This is a genomic window from Oryzobacter terrae (assembly GCF_042756445.1).
Lineage (GTDB): Bacteria > Actinomycetota > Actinomycetes > Actinomycetales > Dermatophilaceae > Oryzobacter > Oryzobacter terrae.
The window spans coordinates 3,027,240-3,053,168 of record NZ_CP170578.1 but is presented as its reverse complement, the minus strand read 5'-3'; the positions used below and the strand labels follow the sequence as shown (position 1 = coordinate 3,053,168).

At 73.1% G+C, this 25,929-nt stretch carries 24 protein-coding genes; 13 read left to right on the top strand and 11 right to left on the bottom strand.

The window, feature by feature from the left end; genetic code table 11:
- Positions 1-225 precede the first annotated feature (225 nt).
- Both ychF and ACFWN3_RS14555 read right to left on the bottom strand, forming a co-directional pair.
- Positions 226-1,311 (bottom strand): redox-regulated ATPase YchF, encoded by a 1,086-nt coding sequence (gene ychF, locus ACFWN3_RS14560; RefSeq protein WP_377640746.1) that lies wholly within the window; start codon positions 1,309-1,311, stop codon positions 226-228.
- Positions 1,312-1,355: 44 nt separating this feature from the next.
- Complete coding sequence (locus tag ACFWN3_RS14555; protein WP_377640744.1) at positions 1,356-1,868, bottom strand: NUDIX domain-containing protein; 513 nt, start codon at positions 1,866-1,868, stop codon at positions 1,356-1,358.
- 90 nt (positions 1,869-1,958) lie between these two features.
- Between ACFWN3_RS14555 and ACFWN3_RS14550 the strand changes: the two genes are divergently transcribed.
- On the top strand, positions 1,959-3,143 hold the full coding sequence (locus ACFWN3_RS14550; protein WP_377640742.1) for a DNA recombination protein RmuC: 1,185 nt from the start codon (positions 1,959-1,961) through the stop codon (positions 3,141-3,143).
- Positions 3,144-3,145: 2 nt separating this feature from the next.
- Complete coding sequence (locus ACFWN3_RS14545) at positions 3,146-3,877, top strand: polysaccharide deacetylase family protein (protein WP_377640740.1); 732 nt, start codon at positions 3,146-3,148, stop codon at positions 3,875-3,877.
- On the opposite strand, the gene ACFWN3_RS14540 is transcribed toward ACFWN3_RS14545, so the two are convergent.
- Together ACFWN3_RS14540 and ACFWN3_RS14535 are read right to left on the bottom strand one after the other, a co-directional pair.
- Positions 3,859-4,320, bottom strand: a complete 462-nt coding sequence (locus tag ACFWN3_RS14540) for a GNAT family N-acetyltransferase (protein WP_377640738.1) — start codon at positions 4,318-4,320, stop codon at positions 3,859-3,861. The genes ACFWN3_RS14545 and ACFWN3_RS14540 overlap by 19 nt on opposite strands.
- A gap of 18 nt (positions 4,321-4,338) precedes the next feature.
- Entirely contained in the window at positions 4,339-5,352 is a 1,014-nt protein-coding gene (locus ACFWN3_RS14535; protein ID WP_377640736.1) for a 4-hydroxy-3-methylbut-2-enyl diphosphate reductase, read from the bottom strand.
- Between the two features lie 138 nt (positions 5,353-5,490).
- Here ACFWN3_RS14535 and xseA point away from each other — a divergent pair, with 138 nt between their 5' ends.
- Both xseA and ACFWN3_RS14525 read left to right on the top strand, forming a co-directional pair.
- Positions 5,491-6,756 (top strand): exodeoxyribonuclease VII large subunit, encoded by a 1,266-nt coding sequence (xseA, locus tag ACFWN3_RS14530; protein ID WP_377640734.1) that lies wholly within the window; start codon positions 5,491-5,493, stop codon positions 6,754-6,756.
- 10 nt (positions 6,757-6,766) lie between these two features.
- Positions 6,767-7,057 carry an exodeoxyribonuclease VII small subunit gene (locus tag ACFWN3_RS14525; RefSeq protein WP_377640732.1) on the top strand — a complete coding sequence of 97 codons (291 nt, stop codon included), beginning with the start codon at positions 6,767-6,769 and terminating at the stop codon, positions 7,055-7,057.
- 15 nt (positions 7,058-7,072) lie between these two features.
- Here ACFWN3_RS14525 and ACFWN3_RS14520 read toward each other — a convergent pair whose 3' ends face one another.
- Positions 7,073-7,621: a dihydrofolate reductase family protein gene (locus tag ACFWN3_RS14520; RefSeq protein ID WP_377640730.1), complete on the bottom strand. Its 549-nt coding sequence runs from the start codon at positions 7,619-7,621 to the stop codon at positions 7,073-7,075.
- A 41-nt stretch (positions 7,622-7,662) separates the two neighbouring features.
- Positions 7,663-8,220, bottom strand: coding sequence for a DUF4245 domain-containing protein (locus ACFWN3_RS14515; RefSeq protein ID WP_377640728.1), 558 nt, complete (start codon positions 8,218-8,220; stop codon positions 7,663-7,665).
- Positions 8,221-8,328: 108 nt separating this feature from the next.
- Between ACFWN3_RS14515 and glpX the strand changes: the two genes are divergently transcribed.
- The 6 genes from glpX to ACFWN3_RS14485 are packed head-to-tail and all read left to right on the top strand — an operon-like array spanning position 8,329 to position 14,700.
- A complete protein-coding gene (gene glpX / locus ACFWN3_RS14510) occupies positions 8,329-9,333 on the top strand; it encodes a class II fructose-bisphosphatase (RefSeq protein WP_377640726.1) in 1,005 nt (334 codons plus the stop codon).
- Positions 9,330-10,274 (top strand): PfkB family carbohydrate kinase, encoded by a 945-nt coding sequence (locus ACFWN3_RS14505; protein WP_377640724.1) that lies wholly within the window; start codon positions 9,330-9,332, stop codon positions 10,272-10,274. The genes glpX and ACFWN3_RS14505 overlap by 4 nt, the downstream gene beginning before the upstream one ends.
- A complete protein-coding gene (locus tag ACFWN3_RS14500; RefSeq protein WP_377640722.1) occupies positions 10,274-11,977 on the top strand; it encodes a fumarate hydratase in 1,704 nt (567 codons plus the stop codon). The genes ACFWN3_RS14505 and ACFWN3_RS14500 overlap by 1 nt, the downstream gene beginning before the upstream one ends.
- The gene (locus ACFWN3_RS14495) at positions 11,977-12,471 is read left to right on the top strand and encodes a beta-class carbonic anhydrase (RefSeq protein WP_377640720.1); all 495 of its coding nucleotides are present in this window, start codon (positions 11,977-11,979) and stop codon (positions 12,469-12,471) included. Before ACFWN3_RS14500 ends, ACFWN3_RS14495 begins: the two co-directional genes overlap by 1 nt.
- Entirely contained in the window at positions 12,468-13,319 is an 852-nt protein-coding gene (locus tag ACFWN3_RS14490) for an MOSC domain-containing protein (protein WP_377640718.1), read from the top strand. The genes ACFWN3_RS14495 and ACFWN3_RS14490 overlap by 4 nt, the downstream gene beginning before the upstream one ends.
- Before the next feature lie 10 nt (positions 13,320-13,329).
- Complete coding sequence (locus ACFWN3_RS14485; RefSeq protein ID WP_377640716.1) at positions 13,330-14,700, top strand: GH1 family beta-glucosidase; 1,371 nt, start codon at positions 13,330-13,332, stop codon at positions 14,698-14,700.
- 18 nt (positions 14,701-14,718) lie between these two features.
- Here the strand turns inward: ACFWN3_RS14485 and glmM are convergent, their stop codons facing one another.
- From glmM to rplM, 3 genes are all read right to left on the bottom strand, one after another.
- Positions 14,719-16,068: a phosphoglucosamine mutase gene (glmM, locus tag ACFWN3_RS14480; RefSeq protein ID WP_377640714.1), complete on the bottom strand. Its 1,350-nt coding sequence runs from the start codon at positions 16,066-16,068 to the stop codon at positions 14,719-14,721.
- A 125-nt stretch (positions 16,069-16,193) separates the two neighbouring features.
- Entirely contained in the window at positions 16,194-16,706 is a 513-nt protein-coding gene (rpsI, locus tag ACFWN3_RS14475; RefSeq protein ID WP_377640712.1) for a 30S ribosomal protein S9, read from the bottom strand.
- Positions 16,706-17,149, bottom strand: a complete 444-nt coding sequence (gene rplM / locus ACFWN3_RS14470; protein ID WP_377640710.1) for a 50S ribosomal protein L13 — start codon at positions 17,147-17,149, stop codon at positions 16,706-16,708. The genes rpsI and rplM overlap by 1 nt, the downstream gene beginning before the upstream one ends.
- Positions 17,150-17,387: 238 nt before the next feature.
- Here rplM and ACFWN3_RS14465 point away from each other — a divergent pair, with 238 nt between their 5' ends.
- From ACFWN3_RS14465 to ACFWN3_RS14455, 3 genes are read left to right on the top strand one after another with little or no spacing between them, the layout of a single operon-like run.
- Positions 17,388-18,008 (top strand): ArsR/SmtB family transcription factor, encoded by a 621-nt coding sequence (locus ACFWN3_RS14465; protein ID WP_377640708.1) that lies wholly within the window; start codon positions 17,388-17,390, stop codon positions 18,006-18,008.
- Positions 18,008-19,303, top strand: coding sequence for an MFS transporter (locus tag ACFWN3_RS14460; RefSeq protein WP_377640706.1), 1,296 nt, complete (start codon positions 18,008-18,010; stop codon positions 19,301-19,303). Before ACFWN3_RS14465 ends, ACFWN3_RS14460 begins: the two co-directional genes overlap by 1 nt.
- 14 nt (positions 19,304-19,317) lie before the next feature.
- Positions 19,318-19,980 carry an LmeA family phospholipid-binding protein gene (locus ACFWN3_RS14455; protein ID WP_377640704.1) on the top strand — a complete coding sequence of 221 codons (663 nt, stop codon included), beginning with the start codon at positions 19,318-19,320 and terminating at the stop codon, positions 19,978-19,980.
- Between the two features lie 9 nt (positions 19,981-19,989).
- Here ACFWN3_RS14455 and ACFWN3_RS14450 read toward each other — a convergent pair whose 3' ends face one another.
- Positions 19,990-22,296, bottom strand: a complete 2,307-nt coding sequence (locus ACFWN3_RS14450) for a hypothetical protein (RefSeq protein WP_377640703.1) — start codon at positions 22,294-22,296, stop codon at positions 19,990-19,992.
- 115 nt (positions 22,297-22,411) lie between these two features.
- The gene (locus tag ACFWN3_RS14445; RefSeq protein WP_377640701.1) at positions 22,412-25,918 is read right to left on the bottom strand and encodes an alpha-amylase family glycosyl hydrolase; all 3,507 of its coding nucleotides are present in this window, start codon (positions 25,916-25,918) and stop codon (positions 22,412-22,414) included.
- Between the last annotated feature and the right edge of the window lie 11 nt (positions 25,919-25,929).

Here is a 25,929-nt window from a genome sequence, read left to right as displayed (position 1 = left end):
CGATGGCGGTACGCGCTCATCGGCATGACCGGAAGGGTCTGCGTCCCTTCAGGCCTGCTGCGTACCGCCGCCCAAGGGTCACGTCATGCGTGGATCACATGGCCGCAGGGGGTCCGGACCTAGGCACTCAGACGGGCAGATCGAGCACATCGCGCTGAAACTCTTGCGGACTGCGTGCGGACTGGGACAGGGCGCACCCCATCTGAACTGCGCAAACGCGCCCATTCAGACGTTGAAGCGGAACTCCACGACGTCGCCGTCCTGCATGACGTACTCCTTGCCCTCCATGCGCACCTTGCCGGCGGCGCGGGCCGCGGCCATCGAGCCGAGCTCGTCGAGGTCGGAGAACGAGACGGTCTCGGCCTTGATGAAGCCGCGCTGGAAGTCGGTGTGGATGACGCCGGCGGCCTGCGGGGCGGTCCAGCCCTGCCGGATCGTCCAGGCGCGCGACTCCTTCGGCCCGGCCGTGAGGTAGGTCTGCAGGCCGAGGGTGTGGAAGCCGACGCGGGCCAGCTGGTTGAGCCCGGACTCCTCGGCGCCGAAGGACTGGAGCATCTCGAGGGCGTCCTCGGGCGACATCTCCATCAGGTCCATCTCGAGCTTGGCGTTGAGGAACACGGCGTCGGCCGGTGCGACGAGCGCGGCGAGCCGGGCGTGGAGGTCGGCGTCGGCGAGCTGGTCCTCGTCGAGGTTGAAGACGTAGATGAACGGCTTGGTCGTCAGCAGGCCGAGACCGGAGGCGAGGTCGAGGTCGACACCGGCGGCAGCACCGTGCGCGTAGAGGGTGTGCCCCTCCTCGAGGACCTTCTGGGCCGCGAGCGCGTTCTCGAGCAGCGGCTTGGACTCCTTCTTGATCCGCGCCTCCTTCTCCAGGCGCACGACGGCCTTCTCGAGGGTCTGGAGGTCGGCGAGCACGAGCTCGGTGTGGATCGTCTCCATGTCGGACTCGGGAGAGACGGTGCCGTCGACGTGGACGACGTCGCCGTCCTCGAAGGCCCGCACGACCTGGCAGATGGCGTCGGCCTCGCGGATGTTCGCGAGGAACTTGTTGCCGAGCCCCTCCCCCTCCGACGCACCGCGGACGATCCCGGCGATGTCGACGAAGGACACCGTGGCCGGGAGGATCTTCTCGCTCCCGAAGATCTCGGCGAGGCGGGCGAGCCGCTCGTCCGGCAGCGGGACGACACCCACGTTGGGGTCGATCGTCGCGAACGGGTAGTTCGCCGCGAGGACGTTGTTCTTCGTGAGGGCGTTGAACATCGTCGACTTTCCGACGTTCGGGAGTCCGACGATTCCGATGGTGAGGGCCACGGGATCAGGAGTCTACCGGGGCCGCCAGGTGCTTCCGACCGTGGTCAGGTCCTCGGCTCGCTGTTCTCGAGGTAGAGGGGGTGCGCGGCGTCGACCGCGAGCTCGAGCATCCGCGCGGTGTACGGCGCGACGTGGGCCGCGGCGTCGGCGACGGTGAGCCAGTGCGCCCCCGCGATCTCGCGCCGGAGGAAGCGCGACGGGTCGAGCTCGCCGGTGTCGTGGGTGCCGAGGTCGAACAGGTACAGGAGGGCGTCCTCCCAGCCGCGCCACGGGGGCAGCCAGTTGACGGCGAGCAGCCGGCCCGCGGTCACCTCGATGGCGAGCTCCTCGTGGACCTCGCGCTCGACGCACGTGGCGGGCGACTCCCCCGGGTCGACGACACCGCCGGGCAGGTCCCACTCCTGCTTGTAGCTGAGCTCGCACAGGAGGACCTCACCGGCCGGGTTGCGCAGCACGCCCTGGGCGATGGTCCGCTTCTTCGGCAGTCGCGCGTTGAGGATCGCGATGCGGCGCAGCCGGTCCCGCTCGGACTCCGGTCGGCGAGGGCTCTCGGGCATGGCTCGACCCTACGGGTCCGCTCCGGCCCGGCGGCGCGGAGGACGCCGAGGACGACGACGCCTGTCGGTGCCCCGTGGGATGGTCGGCGCATGAGCGGATGGGTGTGGGCGCTGGTGGGGCTCGTCGTCGGTGCGACCGGGGCGGTGGCGGTGGCGCGCCTGGTGTTCGCGGCCCGGTCGGCGTCGCTGGCCACCGAGCGCGACCTCCTGCGCGAGCGCGTCGTCGACCTCGAGACCTCACTGGCCGAGGACATGGAGACCGCGGCGCTCCTGGCCCCGCTCAAGGACGCCCTGCTGCGGGTCGAGGGCCAGGTCGGCACGCTCGAGCGCGACCGCGTCGAGCAGTTCGGGTCGCTGCGCGCGCTGCTCGCCCGCGTCGAGGGCGAGACCCAGCACCTCGGGCGCACCACGGCCTCGCTGGCCGGCTCGCTGCGCTCCTCCACCGTGCGCGGGGCGTGGGGCGAGGTGCAGCTGCGTCGCGTGCTCGAGGCCGCCGGGATGATGGCGCGCTGCGACTTCGACGAGCAGGTGTCGTCGGTCTCGGCCCACGACCGCGGGGTGCGCCCCGACGTCGTCGTGCGCCTTCCGGGCGACAAGCTGCTCGTCATCGACGCCAAGGCCCCGATGGTCGCCTTCCTCGACGCCCAGGGCGACGACCTCGACGACGACGAGCGCGCCGCGCTGCTCGGCGAGCACGCCAGCGGGCTCGCCCGCCACGTCACCGCCCTCGCGGCCAAGGAGTACTGGTCGGCGTTCCGTCAGGGTCCCGAGATGGTCGTGTGCTTCGTCCCCAGCGACGCCATGCTCGGCGCCGCCCTGGCCGCGCAGCCCGGGCTGCACGAACGGGCGCTGGGGCAGCGGGTCGTCCTCGTCGGCCCGGGGTCGCTCATGGCGCTGCTGCGCACCGTGGCCTTCACGTGGCAGCAGGACGCGCTGTCCGAGAGCGCGCGCGAGCTGCTCGACCTCGGCCGCGACCTCCATCGACGGCTCGGCACCCTGGGGGCGCACACGGCCAAGGTCGGCCGGAGCCTGCAGAGCAGCGTCGAGGCCTACAACGCGATGGTCGGGGCGCTCGAGACGCGGGTCATGGTCTCGGCGCGGCGGATGTCCGAGCTCGACCTCGTCGGCGACGAGATCCCCGTGCTCGCGCCGGTCGAGACGGCGCCCCGACCGCTCACCGCGCACGAGCTCATCGACGCCGCGACGGCCGAGGAGTCCCGCAGCGAGCTCCTCCTCGACGTCGAGGTCCCGCGCCCCCGCCGCGACGTCGGCTGACGATGCCCGCCACCCGTGCCGCTGCGGCCACGGCGTCCGCCGTGGGTGCCGTCGCGGCCGTGGGCGCCGTCCTCTGGTGGCAGCCGCGGTGGCTGGCCCGTCAGCTCTCCCGCCAGCGGTCCGTGGTCGTCCACGGAACCGGTGGGAGGCGCGAGGTCGCCCTCACCCTCGACGACGGTCCCCACCCGGCGCTGACCCCGCAGGTCCTCGAGGTCCTCGCCGCCCACGGCGCCGCCGCGACGTTCTTCGTCCTCGGGGCGCGCGTCGCCGCCCACCCCGAGCTCGCGCGCGCCGTCGCCGAGGCCGGCCACGAGGTGGGCAACCACGGCTGGGACGACACGGCAGCGGTCCTCGCGACGAGGGAGTCCTTCCGTCGCGACCTCGACCGCACCCAGACCACCGTGCTCGACGCCACCGGGGCGGTCCCGGTGCTCACGAGGCCGGGGTCGGGGTGGGTGCGCCCTGCGCAGGTCCGCGACGCAGCGGGCCGCGGCCTCGCGACGGTCCTCGGCTCGATCGCGGTCCGCGACGCCACCGTCCGCGACGTGGCGGCCGAGGTCCGTTTCGTCCTCGACCGGGTCCAGCCCGGCTCGGTCGTCGTCCTCCACGAGGGCGACCCGAGCCGTGGGCGGGTCGTCGACCTCCTCGCCCGGCTGCTCCCCGCCCTCACGGCGCGGGGCTACCGCCTCGTCACCGTGTCCGACCTGCTCGCGGGTCAGAGGTCCATCTCGTAGTGGAACGTCAGTGGTCCGCCGTCGCCCTCGGTGCGGCGGAAGCCCTCTGCCTCGTAGAGGTGCCGGGCCGCGACGTCGTCCTCGCTCGTCGACAGGTCGATGAAGTCGCACCCCTGCTCGCGGGCCCGCTCGATGCTCGCGCGCAGCAGGCGTCGACCGATGCCGGTCCCGCGGGCCGCGGGTGCCACGTACAGCTCGGCCAGGTAGCACTCGTCGGCCTCGGACCACAGCGAGGGCCGGTAGCGCAGCACACAGACGGCCGACGGCTCCTCGTCGTCGGCGCCGTCGAGGAGGACGTCGGCCGACCCGGACACGAGGAGGTCGGCGATCCGCACCGCGAGCGCCTCCGGACCGGGCGACGGGTCGTCGAACTCGGTGTTGAAGTCGTGGAGCAGGCGTCCGGCCGAGGCGAAGTCCTCGACGGTGGCGGCGACGTGCGGCATCTCAGCGGCCCCTTGTCCTCAGTGGAGGGACCCGGCCTCGGTGAAGCTCGCGTCGTGCCGCATCTTGTCGGACTTGCCGGCGGCCTTGAGGTCGCGCCGGATCTCGGTGGGGAGGCTGAACATGATCGACTCCTCGGCCGCGACGACCGGGGACACGTCGTCGTAGCCGCGGGCGGCGAGGTACTCGAGGACCTCCCGCACGAGGATCTCGGGCACCGACGCGCCGGAGGTGACCCCGACGGTCGCGACCCCCTCGAGCCAGGACTCGTCGATCTCGGCGGCGTAGTCGACGAGGTGGCCGGCGGTGGTGCCGTGCTCGAGGGCCACCTCGACGAGGCGGACCGAGTTCGAGGAGTTCCGCGAGCCGATGACGATCATGAGGTCGCACTCGGCGGCCATCTGCTTCACCGCGAGCTGGCGGTTCTGGGTGGCATAGCAGATGTCGTCGCTCGGGGGGTCCTGCAGCGAGGGGAAGCGCTCGCGCAGCCGGCGCACGGTCTCCATCGTCTCGTCGACCGAGAGCGTGGTCTGCGAGAGCCAGACGACCTTGTCGGCGTCACGCACGGTGACGTTGTCGACGTCGTCGGGACCGTCGACGAGCTGGATGTGCTCGGGCGCCTCGCCCGCCGTGCCGACGACCTCCTCGTGGCCCTCGTGGCCGATGAGGAGGATGTCGTAGTCGGCGTCGGCGAAGCGGACGGCCTCACGGTGCACCTTGGTCACGAGCGGGCAGGTGGCGTCGATGGTGCGCAGCGAGAGGGCGCGCGCCTCCTCGTGGACGACCGGGGCGACACCGTGCGCCGAGAAGACGACGGTGGCGCCCTCGGGCACCTCGTCGGTCTCGTCGACGAAGATCGCCCCGCGCTGCTGCAGCGTGGTGACGACGTGCTTGTTGTGGACGATCTCCTTGCGCACGTAGACCGGCGCACCGTAGAGCTCGAGGGCCTTCTCGACGGTGACGACCGCCCGGTCGACGCCCGCGCAGTAGCCACGGGGGGCGGCGAGCAGGACGCGCTTCGTGGTGTCGGCCATGCCCTCCATCGTAGGTGGCCGGGCCGAGCGTCCCGAATCCGCCGAAGCCACCCGCCCGCGACCTGCGGCGCGCGATGCTCCGCGCGGCCCGGCGCCGGACCGGGGCCGGTGACGGCCCCCGCGCCTAGAGTTCCTGCCGTGAGCACCCCGTCGCGCCCGCCGCTGCCCGAGCGCGCGGTCGACACCACCGCCGAGCAGCCCTGGCCGGTGCGCCTGCTGTCGATGAAGATCGGCGAGTACGTCGAGAAGATGTCGGTCCTGTGGGTCGAGGGCCAGGTCGTCCAGCTGACCCGCCGCCCCGGCGCCCGCACCGCGTACCTCACCCTGCGCGACCCCGACGTCGACATGAGCCTGTCGGTCTCCATCCACGTCAACGCCCTCGACGCGATGCCCGGCCCGCTCGGCGAGGGCGCCCGCGTCGTCCTCCAGGCCAAGCCGTCGTTCTGGACCCAGCGCGGCAGCCTCATGCTCGACGCGCGCCAGATCCGGCCGGTGGGCGTCGGCGAGCTGCTCGCGCGGCTCGAGTACCTCAAGCGCCACCTCGCCCAGGAGGGGCTGTTCGACCGCGACCGCAAGCAGCCGCTGCCCTTCCTCCCGCGCCGGGTCGGCCTCGTGTGCGGCCGGGCCAGCGCGGCCGAGCGCGACGTCGTCGAGAACGCCCTCCGGCGCTGGCCGGCGACCCGCTTCGAGATCCGTCAGGTCGCGGTCCAGGGCGCCACCGCGGTCACCGAGGTCACCGCGGCCCTCGCCGAGCTCGACGCCCACCCCGAGGTCGACGTCGTCGTCATCGCCCGCGGCGGCGGCAGCGTCGAGGACCTCCTGCCGTTCAGCAACGAGGCGATGCTGCGGGCCGTCGCCGCCGCGCGCACCCCGGTCGTCAGCGCGATCGGGCACGACGTCGACACCCCGCTCCTCGACCTCGTCGCCGACCACCGGGCCTCGACGCCCACCGACGCGGCCAAGGCGATCGTCCCCGACGCCGAGGCCGAGCGGGCCGGCGTCTCCGCCGCTCGCGACCGCGCCCGCCGCGCCCTCTCCGGGCGCCTGCACCACGAGCGGCGCCGCCTCGTCGAGCTCCGCAGCCGGCCGGTCCTCACCGACCGCGGCGCCTTCGTGCGCACCCAGCGCGACGTCGTGCAGGCCCTGCGCGACCGGGCGCACCGCCGGGTCGAGGCGCAGCTGCACCGCGCGCACGACCACCTCGCGCACCTGCGCTTCCAGGTCCGGGCCCTGTCGCCCCAGTCGACCCTCGACCGCGGCTACGCGATCGTCCAGCAGCCCGACGGGGTCGTCGTCACCGACCCGGTCGACCTCGAGGTCGGCGACCTCCTGCGGGTGCGCGTCGCCCGAGGCGACTTCGGGGTCCGCACCGTCGGCACCGACGACGTCCCCGCTCGTCGCTAGGCTGCCCGGCATGGCGAAGAAGGCGCAGACCACCGACCCGGCCGGGGCCGAGGCCGACGCCACCCCCGACGTCGACCCGGGCGTCGAGGCAGCGGTCGAGGCGACCACCGAGCACGCCGACGTCGCCGCGATGGGCTACGAGCAGGCGCGCGACGAGCTCGTCGACATCGTGGCCCGCCTCGAGAACGGCCAGGCCGGGCTCGAGGAGAGCATGCGCCTGTGGGAGCGCGGCGAGGTGCTGGCGACGCACTGCGGCCGCTGGCTCGACGCCGCCGAGGCGCGGGTCACCGGCCAGGACTGACCGGACCGGCGGCGGTCACTCGCCCCGCAGGGCGTACCGCACGACGACGTTGCCGGCCGAGGTCGGCGTCGCGTCGAGCAGGCGCAGCCGCGTCACCGGCACCGAGTCGTCGAAGAGCCGCCGGCCGGCCCCGATGACGGGGTGCGTCGTGAGGGTCAGCTCGTCGACGACCCCACCGAGGAAGAGCGAGCGCACGGTCTCTACCCCGCCGACGACGCTGATGTCGCCACCCTCGCCCGCCGCGAGCTCCCGGACGTGCGCGACGGGGTCGCCCTCGACGCGGGTGCTGTTCCACGGCAGGTCGTCGCCGAGCGTGCTCGAGACCACGTGCTTGCGCACCGGGTTGATGAACGCCGCGAAGGGGTCGCCCTCCCCCGCCTGCGGCCAGTACTGCGACCACTCCTCCCAGAGGCGGCGGCCGATGACGACGTCGCTGATCCCGCCGATGGCGCTGCCCATCAGCTGCATCTCCTCGGGGCCGAAGGCGTCGAACTGCCACTGGTCGGGCGCCTCGCTGACGCCGTTGACGGAGTGGAACAGGTGGGCGGTGACTCTGCGGGCCATGGGATCCCCTTCCTCGTGGGTCGGGGTCAGGCTCCCACGCCTCAGGGCTCGACGGGCCTGAGGTACGTCGCGAACTGCTCCATGACCTCGAAGCTCGCGGTCCCGGTGATGAGGGTCGTCAGCTCGCCAGGGGTCTGCGTCTCGTGCAGGAGGCTGTTCTGGACCTTGGTGTCGCGCTCGTAGCGCGTCCAGGTCTTCCCGGCGGCCTCGACGGTGCCGGCCCTGGGCGCCCGGTTGGTCTGGGCGTCGATCCAGGCGCGGCTGGGGTCGCGCGTCTGCTCGACGGCGACGTAGGTGCCGTCGGGCGTCTGGTAGCCGGCGTGCCAGGTCATGAACCCGTCGGTGGTGCGCACGTACCGGGCGGAGGTCGTCGTCCAGCCCTCGGGCAGGCCCACGGCCTCGACGATCGGCCAGCCGCTGCGCTCCTTGACGTCGACCGCGGTGGCGTGGACGTCGACCGGCGGGCCGCTCACCGAGTTGACGCGCGGGACGATGAGCACGAGCACGGCCACCATCCCGAGGACCGCCGCCAGGGACAGGACGAGGTTCTTGGTCGAGCCCATGGAGTAGCGGCTCGGCGGGGCAGTCGGCTGGCTCACCCCCCCATCGTCCCTGACGGGCGGCTCGGACGACCACTCGCCCCCGGCGCTAGGGTTGTCCCGCCGCACGCGGCCGCCCGCCGCCGTCATCGAAGACCGAAGGACGAGATGCCCGAGAGCACCACCGCCCTCTACCCGGACCGCAACCTGGCGCTCGAGCTCGTCAGGGTCACCGAGGCCGCGGCGATGGCCGCCGGACGGTGGGTCGGGCGGGGCGAGAAGAACCTCGCCGACGGCGCTGCCGTCACGGCGATGCGCACCCTGATCTCCACCGTCTCGATGCGGGGAACCGTCGTCATCGGCGAGGGCGAGAAGGACGACGCCCCCATGCTCTTCAACGGCGAGCTGGTCGGCGACGGCACCGGTCCCGAGGTCGACGTCGCCGTCGATCCCATCGACGGCACGACGCTGTGCGCCAAGGGGATGCCCGGGGCGATCGCCGTCCTCGCGGTCACCGACCGCGGGGGGATGTACGACCCGAGCGCGGTCTTCTACATGGACAAGCTCGTCGCGGGCCCCGAGGTCGCCGACGTGGTCGACATCCGCCTCCCCGTCGCCGAGAACGTCCGCCGGATCGCCAAGGTCAAGAAGGAGCAGCCCGAGGACGTCACGGTCGTCATGCTCGACCGTCCGCGCCACCAGGGCCTGGCGCAGGAGGTGCGCGACGCCGGGGCGCGGATCCGCTTCATCAGCGACGGCGACGTCGCGGGCGCCATCGCGGCGGCGCGCGAGACGTCGGGGATCGACCTCCTGCTCGGCGTCGGCGGCACCCCCGAGGGGATCATCACGGCCTGCGCCATCAAGTGCATGGGCGGCGTCATCCAGGGCCGGCTCTGGCCGACCGACGACGACGAGCGCCAGCGGGCCATCGACGCCGGTCACGACCTCGACCGCGTCCTCACCACCGACGACCTCGTGACGAGCGAGCACTCGTTCTTCGTCGCCACCGGCATCAGCGACGGCGACCTCCTCCACGGGGTGCGCTACCGCGGCGGCCGGGCGACGACGAACTCGATCGTCATGCGCAGCCGCTCCGGAACGATCCGCCTCATCGAGAGCCACCACGACCTCGAGCGCACGGCCGGCCTGCCCCTGAAGGAGGACGTCTCGTGAGCGACCCCACTCCGGGCACCGCCACCCCCGGGCCCGTCGTCGTCATCGGCGAGCTGCTGGTCGACATCGTCCACACGCCCGACGGCGACACCGCCGAGCACGTCGGCGGCTCCCCCGCCAACGTCGCCCTCGGCATCGCGCGGCTGGGGCACGACACCCGATTCGCGACCCTCGTCGGCACCGACGACCGGGGCATCCGCTGTCGTGAGCACGTCGAGGCCGGCGGCGTCGCCCTCCTGCCCGGGAGCATGAGCGCCGAGCACCCCACCTCGACCGCGGTCGCGACGATCGACGAGGGCGGGGCCGCGTCGTACGTCTTCGACCTCCACTGGAACCTCCCCCCGGTGCAGCTGCCCGCCGCCACCTCCCACGTCCACTGCGGCTCGATCGCCACGACCCTCGAGCCCGGCGAGGCCGAGGTCACCGACGCGCTGCGCCGCGCCCGCCCCGCAGCCACGGTCTCGTACGACCCGAACGCGCGCCCCACGATCATGGGCGAGCCCGAGGCGGTGCGCCGCCGGGTCGAGGAGCTCGTCGCGCTCTCCGATGTCGTCAAGTGCTCCGAGGACGACATCCACTGGCTCTACCCGGGCGAGGACCCGTCGGCCGTCATGGCCCGCTGGGTCGGGCTCGGAGCCGCCCTCACCGTCGTCACCCTCGGCGGCAAGGGCGTCACGTGGCGCACCGCCGGTGGCGAGGAGGCCACCGAGCAGGCGCGCGTCAAGGACGTCGTCGACACCGTGGGCGCCGGCGACTCCTTCATGGCCGGCCTCGTGTCAGGCCTGCTCGACCTCGGCCTGCTCGGCGGGCCCGACGCCCGCGAGCGACTGCGTTCGGCGGCCCTGCACGACGTCCACCCCGCGATCGACCGCGCCCTCGCCACGAGCGGCGTGACCGTCCGGCGCGCCGGGGCCTACGCCCCGACCCGAGAGGAGATCTGATGGCCGAGTTCGCCTACGAGGACCTGCTGCCGGTCGGGGCCGACGAGACGCCGTACCGCCTGCTGACGACCGAGGGCGTCTCCGTCGTCGACGGCCCCGGCGGGCGTCGCTTCCTCGAGGTCCAGCCCGAGGCGCTGCGGCTGCTCACCGACACCGCGATGCACGACATCGCGCACTACCTGCGCCCCGCGCACCTCCAGCAGCTCGCGAACATCCTCGACGACCCCGAGGCGAGCAACAACGACAAGTTCGTGGCGCTGGACCTGCTGAAGAACGCGAACATCGCGGCCGGCGGGATCCTGCCCATGTGCCAGGACACCGGCACCGCGATCGTCATGGGCAAGCGCGGCCAGCACGTCCTCACGCCGGGCCGTGACGAGGAGGCGGTGAGCCGCGGGGTCTACGACGCCTACACCCGCCTGAACCTGCGCTACTCGCAGATGGCGCCGGTCACGACCTGGGACGAGACGAACACCGGCTCCAACCTCCCGGCGCAGGTCGAGATCTACGCCGACACCACCCCGGGGCACGAGAGCACCTACAAGCTCCTCTTCATGGCCAAGGGCGGCGGGAGCGCCAACAAGTCCTTCCTCTACCAGGAGACGAAGGCGATCCTCAACGAGGCGTCGATGCTGCGCTTCCTCGACGAGAAGCTGCGCAGCCTCGGCACCGCGGCCTGCCCTCCGTACCACCTGGCCATCGTCATCGGTGGCACGAGTGCCGAGTTCGCCCTCAAGACAGCGAAGTACGCGAGCGCGAAGTACCTCGACCAGCTCCCCAAGGCCGGCGACCCGGCCACCGGGCACGGCTTCCGCGACACCGAGCTGGAGGAGAAGGTCCTCGAGCTGACCCGGCAGTTCGGCATCGGCGCCCAGTTCGGCGGCAAGTACTTCTGCCACGACGTGCGCGTCGTGCGCCTCCCGCGACACGGCGCCTCGCTGCCCGTCGCCATCGCCGTCTCCTGCTCGGCCGACCGCCAGGTCCTGGGCAAGATCACGCCCGAGGGCGTGTTCATCGAGCAGCTCGAGACCGACCCCGCGCGCTTCCTCCCCGAGCACACCCCGGAGGGGCTCGACGACTCCGCCGGGGTCTCGGGGACCGGAGCGGGAGCCGTCGTCGCCATCGACCTCAACCGCCCGATGGATGAGGTGCTCGCCGAGCTGTCGCGCCACCCGGTGAAGACGCGGCTGTCGCTCTCGGGTCCGCTCGTCGTCGCCCGCGACATCGCGCACGCGAAGATCAAGGAGCGCCTCGACGCCGGCGAGGAGATGCCGCAGTACCTCAAGGACCACCCCGTCTACTACGCCGGACCCGCCAAGACCCCCGAGGGGATGCCGTCGGGCTCGTTCGGCCCGACGACGGCCGGACGGATGGACTCCTACGTCGACCAGTTCCAGGCGGCCGGTGGCTCGATGGTCATGCTCGCCAAGGGCAACCGCAGCCAGCAGGTCACCGACGCCTGCCGGGCCCACGGCGGCTTCTACCTCGGGTCCATCGGCGGACCCGCCGCGCGGCTCGCCCAGGACTGCATCCGCAGCGTCGAGGTCATCGAGTACCCCGAGCTCGGGATGGAGGCGATCTGGAGGATCGAGGTCGAGGACTTCCCCGCCTTCATCGTCGTCGACGACAAGGGGAACGACTTCTTCGCCTCGGTCACCAAGCCCGTGGCGTTCACCATCGAGAAGCGGACGGGGTTGCTCTGATGGCCGGATTCGACGACCTCCTCGACGCGAACCGGCGGTTCGCCGAGCACTTCGAGCTGACCGGCTTCGACGGGGTCGCCCGCGCCGGCGTCGCCATGGTCACGTGCATGGACTCGCGCATCGACCCGCTCGGGATGGTCGGGCTCGTCCCCGGCGACGCGAAGATCTTCCGCAACCCCGGCGGCCGGGTCACGCCGCAGGCGCTGGAGGCGCTCGTCCTCGGGGTGCACCTGCTCAACGTCCGGCGCATCCTCGTGGTCCCGCACACCCGCTGCGCCATGGCCTCGAACACCGAGTCCGAGCTGCGCGAGCGGATCGGGGCGTCGAGCGGCCTCGACGCGTCGTGGCAGCGGTTCGGCGTCGTCAAGGACCAGCGCGACGCCCTGCGCCGCGACGTCGCCGCCGTGCGCTCGCACCCGCTCATCGTGGACCGCGCCGAGGTCGGGGGCTTCCTCTACGACGTCGACACCGGCCTGCTCGAGCAGGTCGAGTGAACCCTCGGCTCGTCGGCCTCGCCGTCCACCCGGTGAAGAGCACGGCGATCCGTGCGGTCGCGAGCGCCGAGGTCGAGCCGTGGGGACTCGTCGACGACCGCCGGTGGATGGTCGTCGACGGCACGGGCGAGTGCCTCACCGCCAGCGAGGAGCAGCGGCTGTTCGCCGTCACGGCCTCGACGTCCTCCACCGACCCCGGGCAGCAGGCCGCCCTGCGGCTGAGCGCCCCCGGGCTCGACCCGCTCGACGTCGCCGTCCCGCAGGGCGACCCGGTCGCCGTCACGGTCCACGGCCGTCCCCTCGAGGGCGTCGTCGCCGACGGCGGGTCCTCCGCGTGGCTGCGTGACGCCCTCGGGCACGACGGCCTGCGGCTCGTCCACGTCCACCGCGCCCGCCCGCTCAACCCCGAGCACTCGCGTCCCGGCGACGCCACGGCCTTCGCCGACGCCTACCCCGTGACGCTGGCCAGCGCCGTCTCCCTGCGCCGGCTCGCCGAGTGGGTCGCCGAGACGGCGGTGGAGCGCGGCGAGGAACCCGATGCACCCCTCCCCATCGAGCGGTTCCGGCCGAACCTCGTCGTCGACGGTGACCTCGAGCCGTTCGAGGAGGACGGGTGGACGGCCGTCACGGTCGGCGGCACCCGCTTCAGGGTCGTCAAGGGAGTCGACCGCTGCGTCATGACGACGCTCGACCCGGTCTCGCTGCGGCGGGGCCACGAGCCGATCCGCACCCTCGCCCGGCACCGCAAGCGCGACGGCGCGACGTGGTTCGCGATGCAGCTCGTGCCCGAGGTCGGCGACGTCCGCGGGGTGGTCTCCGTCGGCGACGAGGTCGTCGTCGAGCGGTAGCGTGAGCCGCATGACGACCTCCGGCCTGTCCTTCCCCGACGGCTTCGTCTGGGGCACCGCCACGGCGAGCTACCAGATCGAGGGCGCCCACGACGAGGACGGCCGCAGCCCGTCGATCTGGGACACCTTCAGCCGCACCCCGGGCAAGGTCCTCGGGGGCGACACCGGCGACGTCGCGTGCGACCACTACCACCGGTATCCCGAGGACGTCGCGCTGATGCGAGAGCTCGGCCTCGACGCCTACCGCTTCTCCGTCGCCTGGCCGCGCATCGTCCCCGGCGGCACCGGCGCGGTGAACGCCAAGGGCGTCGACTTCTACTCACGCCTCGTCGACACGTTGCTGGAGAACGGGATCCGGCCCGTCGTCACCCTGTACCACTGGGACCTCCCGGAGGTCCTCGACCAGCGGGGCGGCTGGCTCAACCGCGACAGCGCGCAGTGGTACGCCGAGTACGCGGCCGCCACCGTCGCCGCCCTCGGCGACCGCGTGACGAACTGGACGACCTTCAACGAGCCGTGGTGCTCGTCGATCCTCAGCTACGCGATCGGCGCCCACGCCCCCGGGCACCGCGACGGGGCCGAGTCCCTCGTCGCCGCGCACCACCTCATGCTCGCCCACGGCACGGCGGTCCCCGTCATCCGCGAGCACGCCCCGGACGCCGAGGTCTCGATCACGCTCAACCCCACCCAGGTGTGGGGCCCCGACGACGGCGACGAGGCCGATGCCGACGCCGTCCGTCGGGCCGACAACGCCCTCAACGGGATCTTCTTCGGCCCGGTGTTCCACGGCGCCTACCCCGCGGGGTTCCTCGACGACACCGCGTACCTCACCGACCACTCCTTCATCCACGACGGCGACCTCGAGACGATCTCGGCGCCGCTGGACAACCTCGGGGTCAACAACTACTTCCCCACCCGCGTGCGGGCCGCGCGCGACGGCGAGGAGGGGAACACCCCGATCCCCGGTGGCCAGCGGGTCGTCGAGGTCGCGCCCCGGCCGCCGCTCACCGGCATCGGCTGGGAGCAGTCCCCCGAGAGCCACCGGCTCATCATCGAGCGGTCGGCTCGCGAGTCGGGCCTGCCCCTCTACATCACCGAGAACGGCTCGGCGTGGCCCGACACCGTCGACGCCGACGGGCAGGTCCACGACGCCGACCGCGTCGCCTACCTCCAGGGCCACCTCGGCGCGGTCTCCGACGCGATCAAGAACGGCGTCGACGTCCGCGGCTACTTCGCCTGGTCGCTCCTCGACAACTTCGAGTGGGCCTACGGCTACAGCCAGCGCTTCGGCATCGTCCACGTCGACTACGACACCCAGGTCCGCACCATCAAGGACTCGGGGCGCGAGTACGCCCGGATCATCGCCGAGCACCGGGGCTGACCCGGCCCTCACGGGGCGTCAGAGCGCCAGACGCTCCTTGACGACGCCGGCGAGGCGGTCGGCGGTCTCGCGGGCCTCGTCGTGCGTCCCGGCCTCGACCATGACGCGCACGACCGGTTCGGTGCCCGACTTGCGGAGCAGGACGCGCCCGGACCCGGCGAGGACGGCCTCGGCCTCGGCGACCGCGGCCTGCAGGCCCTCGTCGCTCTCGACGCGGCTCTTGTCGACGCCCTTGACGTTGACGAGCACCTGCGGCAGGCGGGTCATGACGGCGGCGAGCTCGGACAGCGGCTTCTGGGTCGACGCGAGGCGCGCCACGAGCATGAGCCCGGTGAGGACGCCGTCGCCGGTCGTGCCGTGCTCGAGCATGATGACGTGGCCGGACTGCTCGCCGCCGAGCGAGTACCCGCCGGCGCGCATGTCCTCGAGGACGTAGCGGTCGCCGACGGCGGTCTGGCGCACCGTGATCCCCTCGCGCTCCATCGCCTGGAGCAGCCCGAGGTTGCTCATGACGGTGGCGACGAGGGTGTCGGCCACGAGCGTGCCGCGCTCCTTCATCCCCACGGCGAGGATGCCCATGATCTGGTCGCCGTCGACCTCGTTGCCGTCGGCGTCGACGGCGAGGCAGCGGTCGGCGTCACCGTCGTGGGCGATGCCGATCTCGGCGCCGTGGGCGAGGACGGCCGCCTTGAGGGGGCCGAGGTGGGTCGAGCCGACGCCGTCGTTGATGTTGAGCCCGTCGGGCGAGGTGCCGATCTCGACGACCTCGGCCCCGGCGAGCCGGAACACCTCGGGCGAGACCTGGCTCGCGGCGCCGTGCGCGCCGTCGATGACGACCTTCGTCCCGTCCAGCGTGTTCGGCAGCACGCGCAGGAGGTGGGCGATGTAGCGGGTGTGGCCCTCGGTCATCGTCACGACGCGGCCGACGTCGGCGCCGATCGGGCGGGTCCACTTCTGGCCCAGGGCGGCCTCGATCCGGTCCTCGACCTCGTCGGCGAGCTTGTGGCCGCCGCGGGCGAAGAACTTGATCCCGTTGTCGGGCATCGCGTTGTGCGACGCGGAGAGCATGACGCCGAAGTCGGCGCCGGTGTCGGCGGTGAGGTACGCGACGGCGGGGGTGGGCAGCACGCCCGCGTTGTAGACGTCGACGCCCGCGGAGGCCAGCCCGGCGACGACGGCGGCGGCGAGGAACTCCCCCGAGGCGCGCGGGTCGCGGCCGACGACGGCCTTCGGCCGGCGTCCCGGGTCGGCCCCTGCCTGTCCGAGGACCCGGGCCGCCGCGACGGCCACCTCCAGCGCCAGCTCGGCCGTGATGAGCGGGCCGTTGGCGAGGCCGCGCACTCCGTCGGTGCCGAAGAGTCGAGACATGGGGACCATCCTTTCGGGAGGCAACGACCGAACCTACTCCTGGACGCGCCGAAGGCGGCACCACCGTCGATGGTGCCGCCTTCGGCGTGGGCCCGGGCACCCGTGCAGGGTGCCGCGGAGCGGGATCAGCGCTTGCTGTACTGCGGAGCCTTGCGGGCCTTCTTGAGACCGGCCTTCTTGCGCTCGGGGACGCGGGCGTCGCGCGAGAGGAAGCCGGCCTTCTTCAGCGCCGGGCGGTTGAGCTCGGGGTCGACGCCGTTGAGCGAACGGGCGACGCCGAGGCGGACCGCACCGGCCTGGCCGGAGGGGCCACCGCCGTGGACGCGCACGAGGACGTCGTAGGCGCCGTCGAGCTCGAGGACCTTGAGCGGCTCGTTGACGATCTGCTGGTGCACCTTGTTGGGGAAGTACCCCTCGAGGGTGCGGCCGTTGATCTTCCACTCACCGGTGCCGGGCACGATGCGCACGCGGGCCACGGCCTGCTTGCGACGGCCGGTCGCGGCACCCGGCGCCGACGCGGTCGGGCGGGGGGCGGCCTCGCCGGAGACGGAGGTGTCCGACTCGGAGGTGTACTCGGTGACGAGGGCGTCGTTGACGTCGGTCCCCGCGGTCTCGTCGATCTGGGCGTTCTCGGACATCACTGGGCCACCTGGGTGATCTGGAAGGGCTGGGGCTGCTGGGCAGCGTGGGGGTGCTCGGCGCCGGCGTAGACCTTGAGCTTGGTCAGCTGCGAGCGGCCGAGGGTGGTCCGCGGGAGCATGCCGCGCACGGCCTTCTCGACGGCCTTCTCGGGGCTCTTGGCGAGCAGCTCGGTGTACGAGGTCGACTTCAGGCCGCCCGGGAAGCCGGAGTGGCGGTAGGCCTTCTTCTTCTCGAGCTTGGCGCCGGTGAGGGCGACCTTGTCGGCGTTGATGATGATGACGAAGTCGCCGATGTCGACGTGCGGGGCGAAGGTCGGCTTGTGCTTGCCGCGCAGGAGGATCGCGGTCTGGCTCGCAAGGCGGCCGAGCACGACGTCGGTCGCGTCGATCACGTGCCACACGCGCGTGATCTCGCCCGGCTTCGGGGTGTAGGTACGCATCAGGTGTCCTGGTGGTTCGAGGTGGATCGGTGGGCTGGTGTGCCGCGGGCTCCCGAGAGGGACCAGTGGGCCCTGTCGAGCGCGCCCGGCACAACAGTGGTCAAGTTTACGGGGGTGCGGCCCCGGGCCCAAATTGCGGCCGCCCCCCCTCGGCAGGCGGCTGACCTGCAGAGATGGCGCCGACACTCGTCGTGCACAGATCTTGTGCAAACAGACTGTGCAAAGGTATTGTGCACGCATGAGCACCCCGACCCGTCCCGACGCGGCCGCCCCGGACCCCGGCTACACCAACATCCGGCTCGACGCCACGGCCCTGAAGGTCCTCGCCCACCCGCTGCGCTCGCGCCTGCTGACCAGCCTGCGCGGCGGCCCCGCGACCGCCACCGCCCTCGCCGCGGCGCTGGGGACCAACTCGGGGGCGACGAGCTACCACCTTCGGCGCCTCGAGGCGGTCGGTCTCGTCACCGACACGGGCGACGGCGAGGGCAAGCGCCGTCTGTGGAAGGCCGCCACCGACAGTCACCAGTTCGAGCCGAGCGACGTCGTCGGCGACGAGGACGCCGAGACCGCCCTCAACTGGCTCGTGCGCGACTACGTCCGCCACCTCGCCGAGCAGTTCGAGCGGTGGCTCGACGTCGAGCAGACCTGGCCGGTCGAGTGGCGCGACGCCGCGGGCATGAACGACAGCTTCGTCATCGTCACCGCCGAGCAGCTCGCCGAGCTGCGCCGCGAGGTCGACGAGGTCGTCGCCCGCTACCGCCGCGTGGGCCAGGGCAACCCCGCCGCGCGCCGGATGGCCGTCTACGACATCGCCTACCCCCTCGACCTCGACCGGACCCCCCGGGGCGGTGAGCGCTGATGAGCGGCCCCCTGACCGCCCGCGAGGCGGCGCGCCGCCTCTACGTCCTCACCTGCACGCGGTGGTTCCCCGTCGGCCTCGTCGTCGGCATCCTCATCCTGTTCCAGACGGAGCGCGGCCTGTCGATCACCCAGGCGGCGACCCTCGCCTCCATCACCGGCGTGACGATCTTCCTCCTCGAGCTGCCGACGAGCGGGTTCGCCGACGCCGTGGGCCGGCGACCCGTCTACCTCGCCTCGGCGGTGCTCAACGTCGCCGCGGGCCTCGCGCTGGCGGTGAGCCAGTCCTTCGCGGCCTTCGCGGTCGCGGCGGTCCTCACCGGGGCGTTCCGGGCCCTGGACTCCGGCCCGCTCGAGGCGTGGTTCGTCGACGCCGTGCACGCAGAGGAGCCGGGGGCCGACGTCGACCAGCAGCTCTCCCGCTCCTCCACCGTGCTCGGCGGGGCGATCGCGGTCGGCGCCCTGCTCTCCGGTGGGCTGATCTGGTGGGACCCCGTCGCCCGGCTCGGCCACCCGGGGCACGCCCTCGACACGGCCGTGTGGGTCTTCGCCGCCCTCAACGTCGTCCACCTCGTCGCCTCGGCCCTCCTCGTCCACGAGCCGCGTCACGACGGCGGCTCCCGGCGCGAGCGCCTCGTCGGCGCGCTGCGCGAGGGGCGCCAGTCCCCGCGCGTCGTCGCCGACGGCATCCGGCTGCTCGGCCGCAACCGGGTGCTGCTGGCGCTGGTCTGCGTCGAGCTGTTCTGGTCGGTCGGCATGATCGTCTTCGAGTCGCTGATGCCGCTGCGCCTCGAGGAGCTCGTCGGCTCCGCGAAGGACGCCGGCGCCCTCGTCGGCCCGGTGGCGGCGGCGGGCTGGGGCGTCTTCGCGGGAGGCTCCTGGCTCGCTGGGGTGGCGTCGGGCCGCCTCGGCGTGGCCCGGGCGGCGATGCTCGGCCGCGTGCTCAACGCCCTGGGCGCCGTCGTCATGGGCCTGGTCACCGGGCCCGTCGGCCTCGTCGTCGCCTACCTGTTCACCTACTCCATGCACGGGATGAACGGTCCGCCGCACGCCGCGCTGCTCCATCGTGAGGCCGAGGCGCGCAACCGCTCGACCGTGCTGTCGATGAACTCGATGGTCGCCTTCCTCGCCTTCGCCATGGCCGCGCCGGCGGTCGGTGCCCTCGCCGACGGCACGAGCCTGCAGGTCGCGATGACGACGGCCGCCACCTTCAGCGTGCTCGGGGTCGTGCTCTACGTGCCCGCGCGCCGGCGCGAGCTCGAGCGCGTGGCCGAGCCGGAGATCGTCCCCACCTGAGGCAGGCTGGCGGGGTGAAGCACTTCCTCCTCGGTGTCGTCTCCACCCTCGTCGTGGTCGCCCTCTCCGTCGTCGTCGTCCTGCTCACCCTCGGCGACGGAGACGGGACCGGGGCCGCTCCCTCCGCCGGGCCGTCGCCGAGGACGGCGCCCGGCGCCCCCGCCGACCTCGCCGCCGACGAGACCTGGCTCGGCACGGTCGACCTGCGCAGTGACGACGTCGTCGCGGCCGACGGCGACCTCTCCGACGTCGTCGCCACGGGCCAGGGCATCCGCTTCTCCCCCAGCGGCCTTCGGGCCCAGCGGCTCGACGTCGACGCCACCGTCCCGTTCGCCACCGTCGCCGGGCAGGTCGGTGCCGACACCCGCGTCTACTCCGCCGGCGGCGGGCTGGCGGGCGTCGAGCGGCGGGTCACGATCCTCGGCCGGGACGTCACCGTGACCGCCACGGGCACCGTGCAGGCCGACGGTGGAGAGCTGCTCATCGAGCCCGAGACCGTCGACCTCGGCGGACCGTCGTTCCTCGACGCCGCGGCCAGCGCCCTGGCGCGTGTGCTCGTGACCATCCGCCAGCCCGTGGCCGGGGTGCCCGACGGCATGTCCCTGACGGCCGTACGGGTCGTCGACGACGGCTTCGCGGCCCGCCTCACCGGCACCGACGTCACGATCGGGCGCTGACCCGCGGCGTCAGGGCCGGGAGAGCCTCACGAGGACGATCCCGTCGCGGTCGAGCAGCACCTCGCCGATGTCGGCCAGGCGCGGCGACACCGGACCGGCCGCGCGGTCGGCGAGGACCCAGCGCTCGCCGCGCGCCCAGGCCGCGGCCGCGCGCTCCGGGGTGGGGCGCTCGACCAGGTCGAGCTGCGCGGCGAGGCGCGGGGGGTCCCAGAACGGCATCCGGGCGTAGCCGCCGGGGACCTCGGCGGAGCGGGCGATGGAGGTCGGGGCGTACGCCCACCCCGAGACCCCGGTCCGTCGTCCGGTGAGCGCGGCCACGGTGTACTCCCGCGGGTCGCAGGTCTGCCGCTCCAGCGCCGTCGCGGTCTGGAGGCAGCGGCGGTTCGTCACGACGACGTCGTCGGGGCCACCGGAGCGCCGGACCACGTTCGCGGCGTCCCACAGGGCCGGGCTGATGACGAGGCGCCTGCCCCCCGCCGAGGCCGCCACGAGGGCGTCGAGCCGGGCCTGCACCGCCTCCGGCCGACCGGCGAGGACGTCGCGCCCGGTGGCGACGACTCCCCCGCCGAGCCCGGCCACCGTGGCGAGGACGAACGCGATCGCTCCCCACCGGCGCAGCGGCACCCCCGCCGCCCGGCCGAGGACGACGACCACCACGAGCACCACGAGGAGGAGGACCGCGCCGAGGACCGCCGCCGGCCACGCCCACGCCGCCAGCCGCTCGCCCTCGGGGAACGCGGTCCCGGCGCGGCCGGCGACGACGGCCGTCGCGGCGGCGCCGGCGGCCGCGGTCGACGCCGTGGCCAGCAGGACCGGGCGCCCGCCGAAGCGCTCGACGAGGGCGGCACCGGCGAGGACGAGTCCGCCGGCCGACCCGACGACCCCGACGGGGTACGCGCTGACGAGGAAGAAGATGTCGCTGCGACCGGGGTGGGTGGTGAGGAAGCTGACCACCAGACCGGCCGCCACGGTCGCCCCGCACAGCACGCCGACGGGGTCGACCGGGCGGCGCAGCCACCACAGGAGGCCGAGCAACCGGGGCGCCATCGGGAGCAGCCACAGGGCCAGGGCCACGACGACGACGGTGGGGCGCGGGCCCTGGCCCTCCACCGGGGCGGCGATCTCGTTGGCGAGCAGGACCGCGCGGGCTCCCGGGGCGATGAAGACCGCGGGGGTCGACCCCGCGTAGATCGTCACGAGTGCCAGGAGCCACGGGGCGACGAGCGCGCCCCCGAGGACGCCGGCCCGACGCAGCAGGTCCCACCGGCGGGTGACGACCGCGAGCGCGAGGACGGCCCCGACGCCGCACATGAGCACCGGGGTCTGCGAGGACTTGGCTCCCGCGGACAGCACCCCGAGGACGACGAGCAGCACGACGTCACGCCTCGAGGCGCCACGACGGAGCACGGTGGCCGCGACGGCGACCACCCCGAGCGCGGCGAGCCACCCCAGCGTCGTGGTGGCCGAGTGCTGCCAGTACAGGCGGATGGGGTCCAGGCCGGTGCCGTCGGTGTCGGACCGGCCGGTGATGCCGCTGGCACCGACCCAGGCGGCCGGCTGCGTCACGCCGAGCACCCCCACCGCCACCGCGCCGGCGGCGGCACCCCACCGGTGCCCGGCGACGGCGCGGGCGGCGACGGCCGCCATCGCGACGACCCCGAGGAGGAGGGTGAGCGGCAGCAGGTGGGTGACGACGACGAGGGGCTCGATGCCGCGCCCGAGGTGTGCGGCGAGGGCGTGGAAGAACCAGTGGTACGGGTACGGCTCGGGGACCATCGGGTACTGGGGGGACCAGGTCCGGCCGAGCTCGGCCGAGAGCGCGGTGTGGAACATGACGTCGGGCGCCCAACGCAGCGGCCGGTCGCCGTTCAGCGGGAACGCCGACAGGGCGGCCCCCCACGCCCACGCGCTCGTCACGACGAGGGCGCCGACGACCGCGGCCCCGCTGCCGCCCCCCCAGCCCGGGGCGCCGCGCCCGAGCACCCGTCGACGGACGGGCGGGATCGCGAGCGCTGCCAGGGCCGCGACCCCGGTCCACGGGGGGGCGATCGCCACGTCCACGGCGAGGCCGAGGGCCCAGGTCGCGAGGGCGAGGACGGCTCCGAGGGGCATCGACCAGGCGACGTCCTCGGCCACACCCCCCGCACCGCGCAGGGTGCGCACGGCGACGAACCCGGGCAGGACGACGCCGGACGCGACGAGCCCCGTCCACAGGGCCACGTCGGGGGCGGCGACACCCGACCCGAGGAGCGCGAGGCAGCCCGCGAGGACGACGACGACCGTGCCCACCGGCACCGACCACGCTCGTGCAGCCACCGTCGTCCCTCCCTTCACCGCGGACGACCCTAGTGGCACGCGCCGAGGGGACCGGGGGCGGCCACCCCCGGTCCCCTCGGCGCGTCGTCAGCGCGGACGCCGGCGCACCACCGTGCTACCGGATCCGCCCGACCACCTCGACCCCGGTGGCCTGGACCACCCGTCCGAGCTCGTCGTAGGCGACGACGGCGACCTGACCGGCCCGGGAGATCCGGCCGGCGTCCCTCGCGTCCTTGCGGCTGAGCCGGAGCACCTCCGCGTCGGCGAGGTCGGGGTAGGTCGCGGCCAGCGAGGCCGGCAGCCCCCTCGGGTCGAGCGTCAGGGGCAGCGAGGAGCCGCCGACGGTCTCGGTGTCGAGCGAGAGCGACCCGGCCGGACCCCAGTGGAGCCGGTAGGTCCAGCTGCCCCGGGTGTCGGGCAGGTTCCAGGACACGATCTCCGGGGTGAGCCACGACGCGCGCGACGTCGACAGGTCGGGGCCGAAGTCCGGCGCGAAGGTGTCGACCGACAGCGTGGAGCTCGCCCGCTGGAACGAGATCGTCGTCGCCAGGCCCTCCTCGACGGTGAAGGACACCGGTCCGGTCGAGCCGACCGACACCGAGTAGGTCCCCGCCGGGATGTCGATCGTCGAGAACGAGTACGTCCCGTCGCGGTCCGGGTCCTGCAGCCACGAGCGCATGCACTCGGCGTCCCCGTCGGTGGGGCAGCCCAGCTCGGACTGGAAGTCACCGGTGGCCACGAGGATCGGGTCGAGCTCGGTGTTCGTCACCCACTTCGTCCTGTAGTCGAAGTAGAACCTCACCTCGCCACCGTCCGTGGAGTACGCGATGTCGGAGCCGTTGCGCTTGCCGTTCGCGCCGTAGTTCTCGTCCCACGACCTGTTGACCGCCGCCTTGAAGGCGTACTGGCCGGCCTGCGGGCTGAACGTGCCCTTCCACACCTGGTCGGCGCCGAGGGTCAGCTGGATGGCGTCGCACGGCGGGTCCCAGTCCGCCGCACAGCCGATCTCGCTCCCGTGGCTCCCGGGGATCGACACGGCGTCCGGCTGGGTGATCGGGCCGAGGACGACGCCGTCCTCCGCGGGCGGCTGCGGCTGCCCGACGAGCGCGCTCGTCGAGGCGACGCCGAGGTCCCCGTCGTGGTCGCGGGCGATGGCCCGGTACTCCACGGGGGTGCCCTGGGCCAGGCGGGAGACGTCGTGGAAGACGCGGTAGGGCGCGCTGTCGTCGGTCCCGAGGACGGTCCAGTCGGTGCTGCCGACGGGTCGCCAGGCGAACGTCACCTGGGTGAAGTCGCCACCGGGGACGGTGACCCCGACCTCGGCGCGCCCGCTGACGATCCCGGCCTCGCCCGGGGAGGTGAAGACCGGCTCCGGCGACTCCCGGTCGGCCCGCAGCTTGCTGTTGGCCCGGTAGACGACGGCGGAGAGGGCGGGCACCGTGACGGTGACGCGACCCTCCGCGTCGGTCCGAAGGTTCGTCGGCGCAGAGGCCGGCCAGACCGCCTTGAGGGTGCTGCGCGCCGGCTGGTAGGTCGCGAACGTCGCCGTCCTGGCGACCTCGGCGTTGTTCACCGCGACGACGTACTCGACCTGCTCGTCGGCATCCATCCGGCTGAAGGCGAAGATGCCCGCGTCCTTCGACGCGTACCGGTGCACCTGCGCCCCGTCCGCCAGGGCGGGGTGCCGCTCGCGCAGGGACGCGAGGCCGGCGACGTGCCGGTACAGCGGGTGACGGGTGTCGAAGTTCGCCTGGGCGGTCGTCGCGTTCGTCCCGATGAGGTCGTAGGTGTCGTTGTGCAGCGCCACCTTGCTCGGGAACATGTCCTCGCGGGCCCGCTGGTCGCCGATGCCGCCGGGGACGTCGGGTGGGGCGGAGAAGCCCTGCTCGTCGCCGTAGTACACGACGGGCTGGCCACGCGTCAGGTACATGAGGGAGTGGGCGAGCCGGTCGCGCTGGAGCAGCTGCGCGTCGCTCCAGCTGGTGCCCTGCCGCAGGAAGCTCCCGACGCGGCCCATGTCGTGGTTGCCGAGGAAGGTCGGCAACGAGTACGCGTTGGAGTCGGCGTCGGTGAAGTAGTCGTCGAGGGCGTAGAAGTCGCGCAGCTCGCTCGTCGGCTTGCCCTTGGCGAAGTTGACCCCGCTGCCCTGGAAGCCGAAGTCGACGGTGGCCTGGAGGCGGCCCTCGGTCGTGTACTGCGACATGAAGCGCGGGTCGGCGTCGTAGACCTCGCCGAACATGAAGAAGTCCTCGTTGCCGATGGAGGCGGCGTAGCCCTCCAGCGCCGGGCCGAACTGCTTCCAGAAGTCCATGTTGACGTGCTTGACGGTGTCGATGCGGAAGCCGTCGACGCCCGCGTCCTTCACCCACGTCTTGTAGACGTCGATCATCCCCTGCACGACCTGGGGCCGCTCGGTCCACAGGTCGTCGAGCGCGGAGCGGTTGCCCGACGGGAAGTCGCCGTACTCGCTGTTCTCGCCCGAGAAGGTCGAGGTCCCCCGGTTGTGGTACATCGTCGGGTCGTTGAGCCAGCCCGGGACCTTGGCCGTCTTGTCGGCCTCGGTGCGGAACGTCGGCACGTAGGGGAAGCTCACCGCCGGGTCGACCTCGGGGAAGGGGTCGCCGATCGTCGTGAAGTCGCGGTCGTCGAAGGCCTTGCCGTCGGCGTCCTTGTAGGGGGCCTCGGCCTTGGTGCGGTACGGCACCTGGCCGGTCGCGTCGTACGCCGAGGCCGGGTAGTCCAGGACGTCGGCGGTGTGGTTGGTGATGATGTCGAAGAAGACCTTCATGCCGCGCTGGTGGGCGAGGTCGATGAGGGTCTTCAGTTCGGCGTTGGTGCCGAGGTGGGGGTCGATCTGGGTGAAGTCGGTGACCCAGTAGCCGTGGTAGCCGGCCGACTCGGTGCCCGGCTCGCCCTGCACCGGCTTGTTCTTGAACGAGGGGGTCATCCAGATCGCGGTCGTCCCGAGGCCTTGGATGTAGTCGAGCCGGTCGATGATGCCGTCGAGGTCGCCGCCGTGGAAGAAGCCCTGGCTCGTGGGGTCGTAGCCGTGCTGGAGCCGGGTGCCCGCGATGCCGGCCGTGTCGTTGCCGGGCTTGCCGTTCTCGAAGCGGTCGGCCATGACGAAGTAGAAGTTCTCGCGCGTCAGGTCCGTGCGCAGGCTGTCGTCGGCGAGGCGGCGGTCGGCGCGGGTCAGCCCCCCGGCGGGCGTGGCCGGCCCGACGCGCACGCGGTGCGTCTCGTGGTCGTAGGTGAAGCGCAGCCGGGTCGCCGTCTTCACCGGGAGCGGGATGTTCCCGTCCGGGACACCGAAGGTGGCGTCGCCGTAGTTCTCGGTCCACGACCCGTTGAGCCGCACCTTGTACACGTAGTTCCCCGCGGGCACGGTGAACGTGCGCGCGAACAGGCCGGGAGACCCCGACACCGGGAGCAGGTCGGTGGCGGTGCACGACTCGTTCCAGTCGGACTCGCACCCGAGCTCGCTCATGAGGTCGCCCATGAGCGTCACCCGGGACGGGAGCGGTGTGTGGTCCGCGGCGGCGGGAAGGGCGGTGGCCAGGGCGGGAACCGCGGCGAGCACCGCTCCCACCACGATGGCTGACAGTCGTCGGGGACCGGGCATCGTCACTCCTC

Excerpts from the sequence above, each read along its gene's own strand:
- ACFWN3_RS14555 (WP_377640744.1), bottom strand. The coding sequence starts at position 1,868 with ATGCCCGAGAGCCCTCGCCGACCGGAGTCCGAGCGGGACCGGCTGCGC.
- ACFWN3_RS14550 (WP_377640742.1), top strand. The coding sequence starts at position 1,959 with ATGAGCGGATGGGTGTGGGCGCTGGTGGGGCTCGTCGTCGGTGCGACC.
- ACFWN3_RS14545 (WP_377640740.1), top strand. The coding sequence starts at position 3,146 with ATGCCCGCCACCCGTGCCGCTGCGGCCACGGCGTCCGCCGTGGGTGCC.
- ACFWN3_RS14540 (WP_377640738.1), bottom strand. The coding sequence starts at position 4,320 with ATGCCGCACGTCGCCGCCACCGTCGAGGACTTCGCCTCGGCCGGACGC.
- ACFWN3_RS14535 (WP_377640736.1), bottom strand. The coding sequence starts at position 5,352 with ATGGCCGACACCACGAAGCGCGTCCTGCTCGCCGCCCCCCGTGGCTAC.
- ACFWN3_RS14525 (WP_377640732.1), top strand. The coding sequence starts at position 6,767 with ATGGCGAAGAAGGCGCAGACCACCGACCCGGCCGGGGCCGAGGCCGAC.
- ACFWN3_RS14520 (WP_377640730.1), bottom strand. The coding sequence starts at position 7,621 with ATGGCCCGCAGAGTCACCGCCCACCTGTTCCACTCCGTCAACGGCGTC.
- glpX (WP_377640726.1), top strand. The coding sequence starts at position 8,329 with ATGCCCGAGAGCACCACCGCCCTCTACCCGGACCGCAACCTGGCGCTC.
- ACFWN3_RS14500 (WP_377640722.1), top strand. The coding sequence starts at position 10,274 with ATGGCCGAGTTCGCCTACGAGGACCTGCTGCCGGTCGGGGCCGACGAG.
- ACFWN3_RS14495 (WP_377640720.1), top strand. The coding sequence starts at position 11,977 with ATGGCCGGATTCGACGACCTCCTCGACGCGAACCGGCGGTTCGCCGAG.
- ACFWN3_RS14485 (WP_377640716.1), top strand. The coding sequence starts at position 13,330 with ATGACGACCTCCGGCCTGTCCTTCCCCGACGGCTTCGTCTGGGGCACC.
- glmM (WP_377640714.1), bottom strand. The coding sequence starts at position 16,068 with ATGTCTCGACTCTTCGGCACCGACGGAGTGCGCGGCCTCGCCAACGGC.
- rpsI (WP_377640712.1), bottom strand. The coding sequence starts at position 16,706 with ATGTCCGAGAACGCCCAGATCGACGAGACCGCGGGGACCGACGTCAAC.
- rplM (WP_377640710.1), bottom strand. The coding sequence starts at position 17,149 with ATGCGTACCTACACCCCGAAGCCGGGCGAGATCACGCGCGTGTGGCAC.
- ACFWN3_RS14465 (WP_377640708.1), top strand. The coding sequence starts at position 17,388 with ATGAGCACCCCGACCCGTCCCGACGCGGCCGCCCCGGACCCCGGCTAC.
- ACFWN3_RS14460 (WP_377640706.1), top strand. The coding sequence starts at position 18,008 with ATGAGCGGCCCCCTGACCGCCCGCGAGGCGGCGCGCCGCCTCTACGTC.
- ACFWN3_RS14445 (WP_377640701.1), bottom strand. The coding sequence starts at position 25,918 with ATGCCCGGTCCCCGACGACTGTCAGCCATCGTGGTGGGAGCGGTGCTC.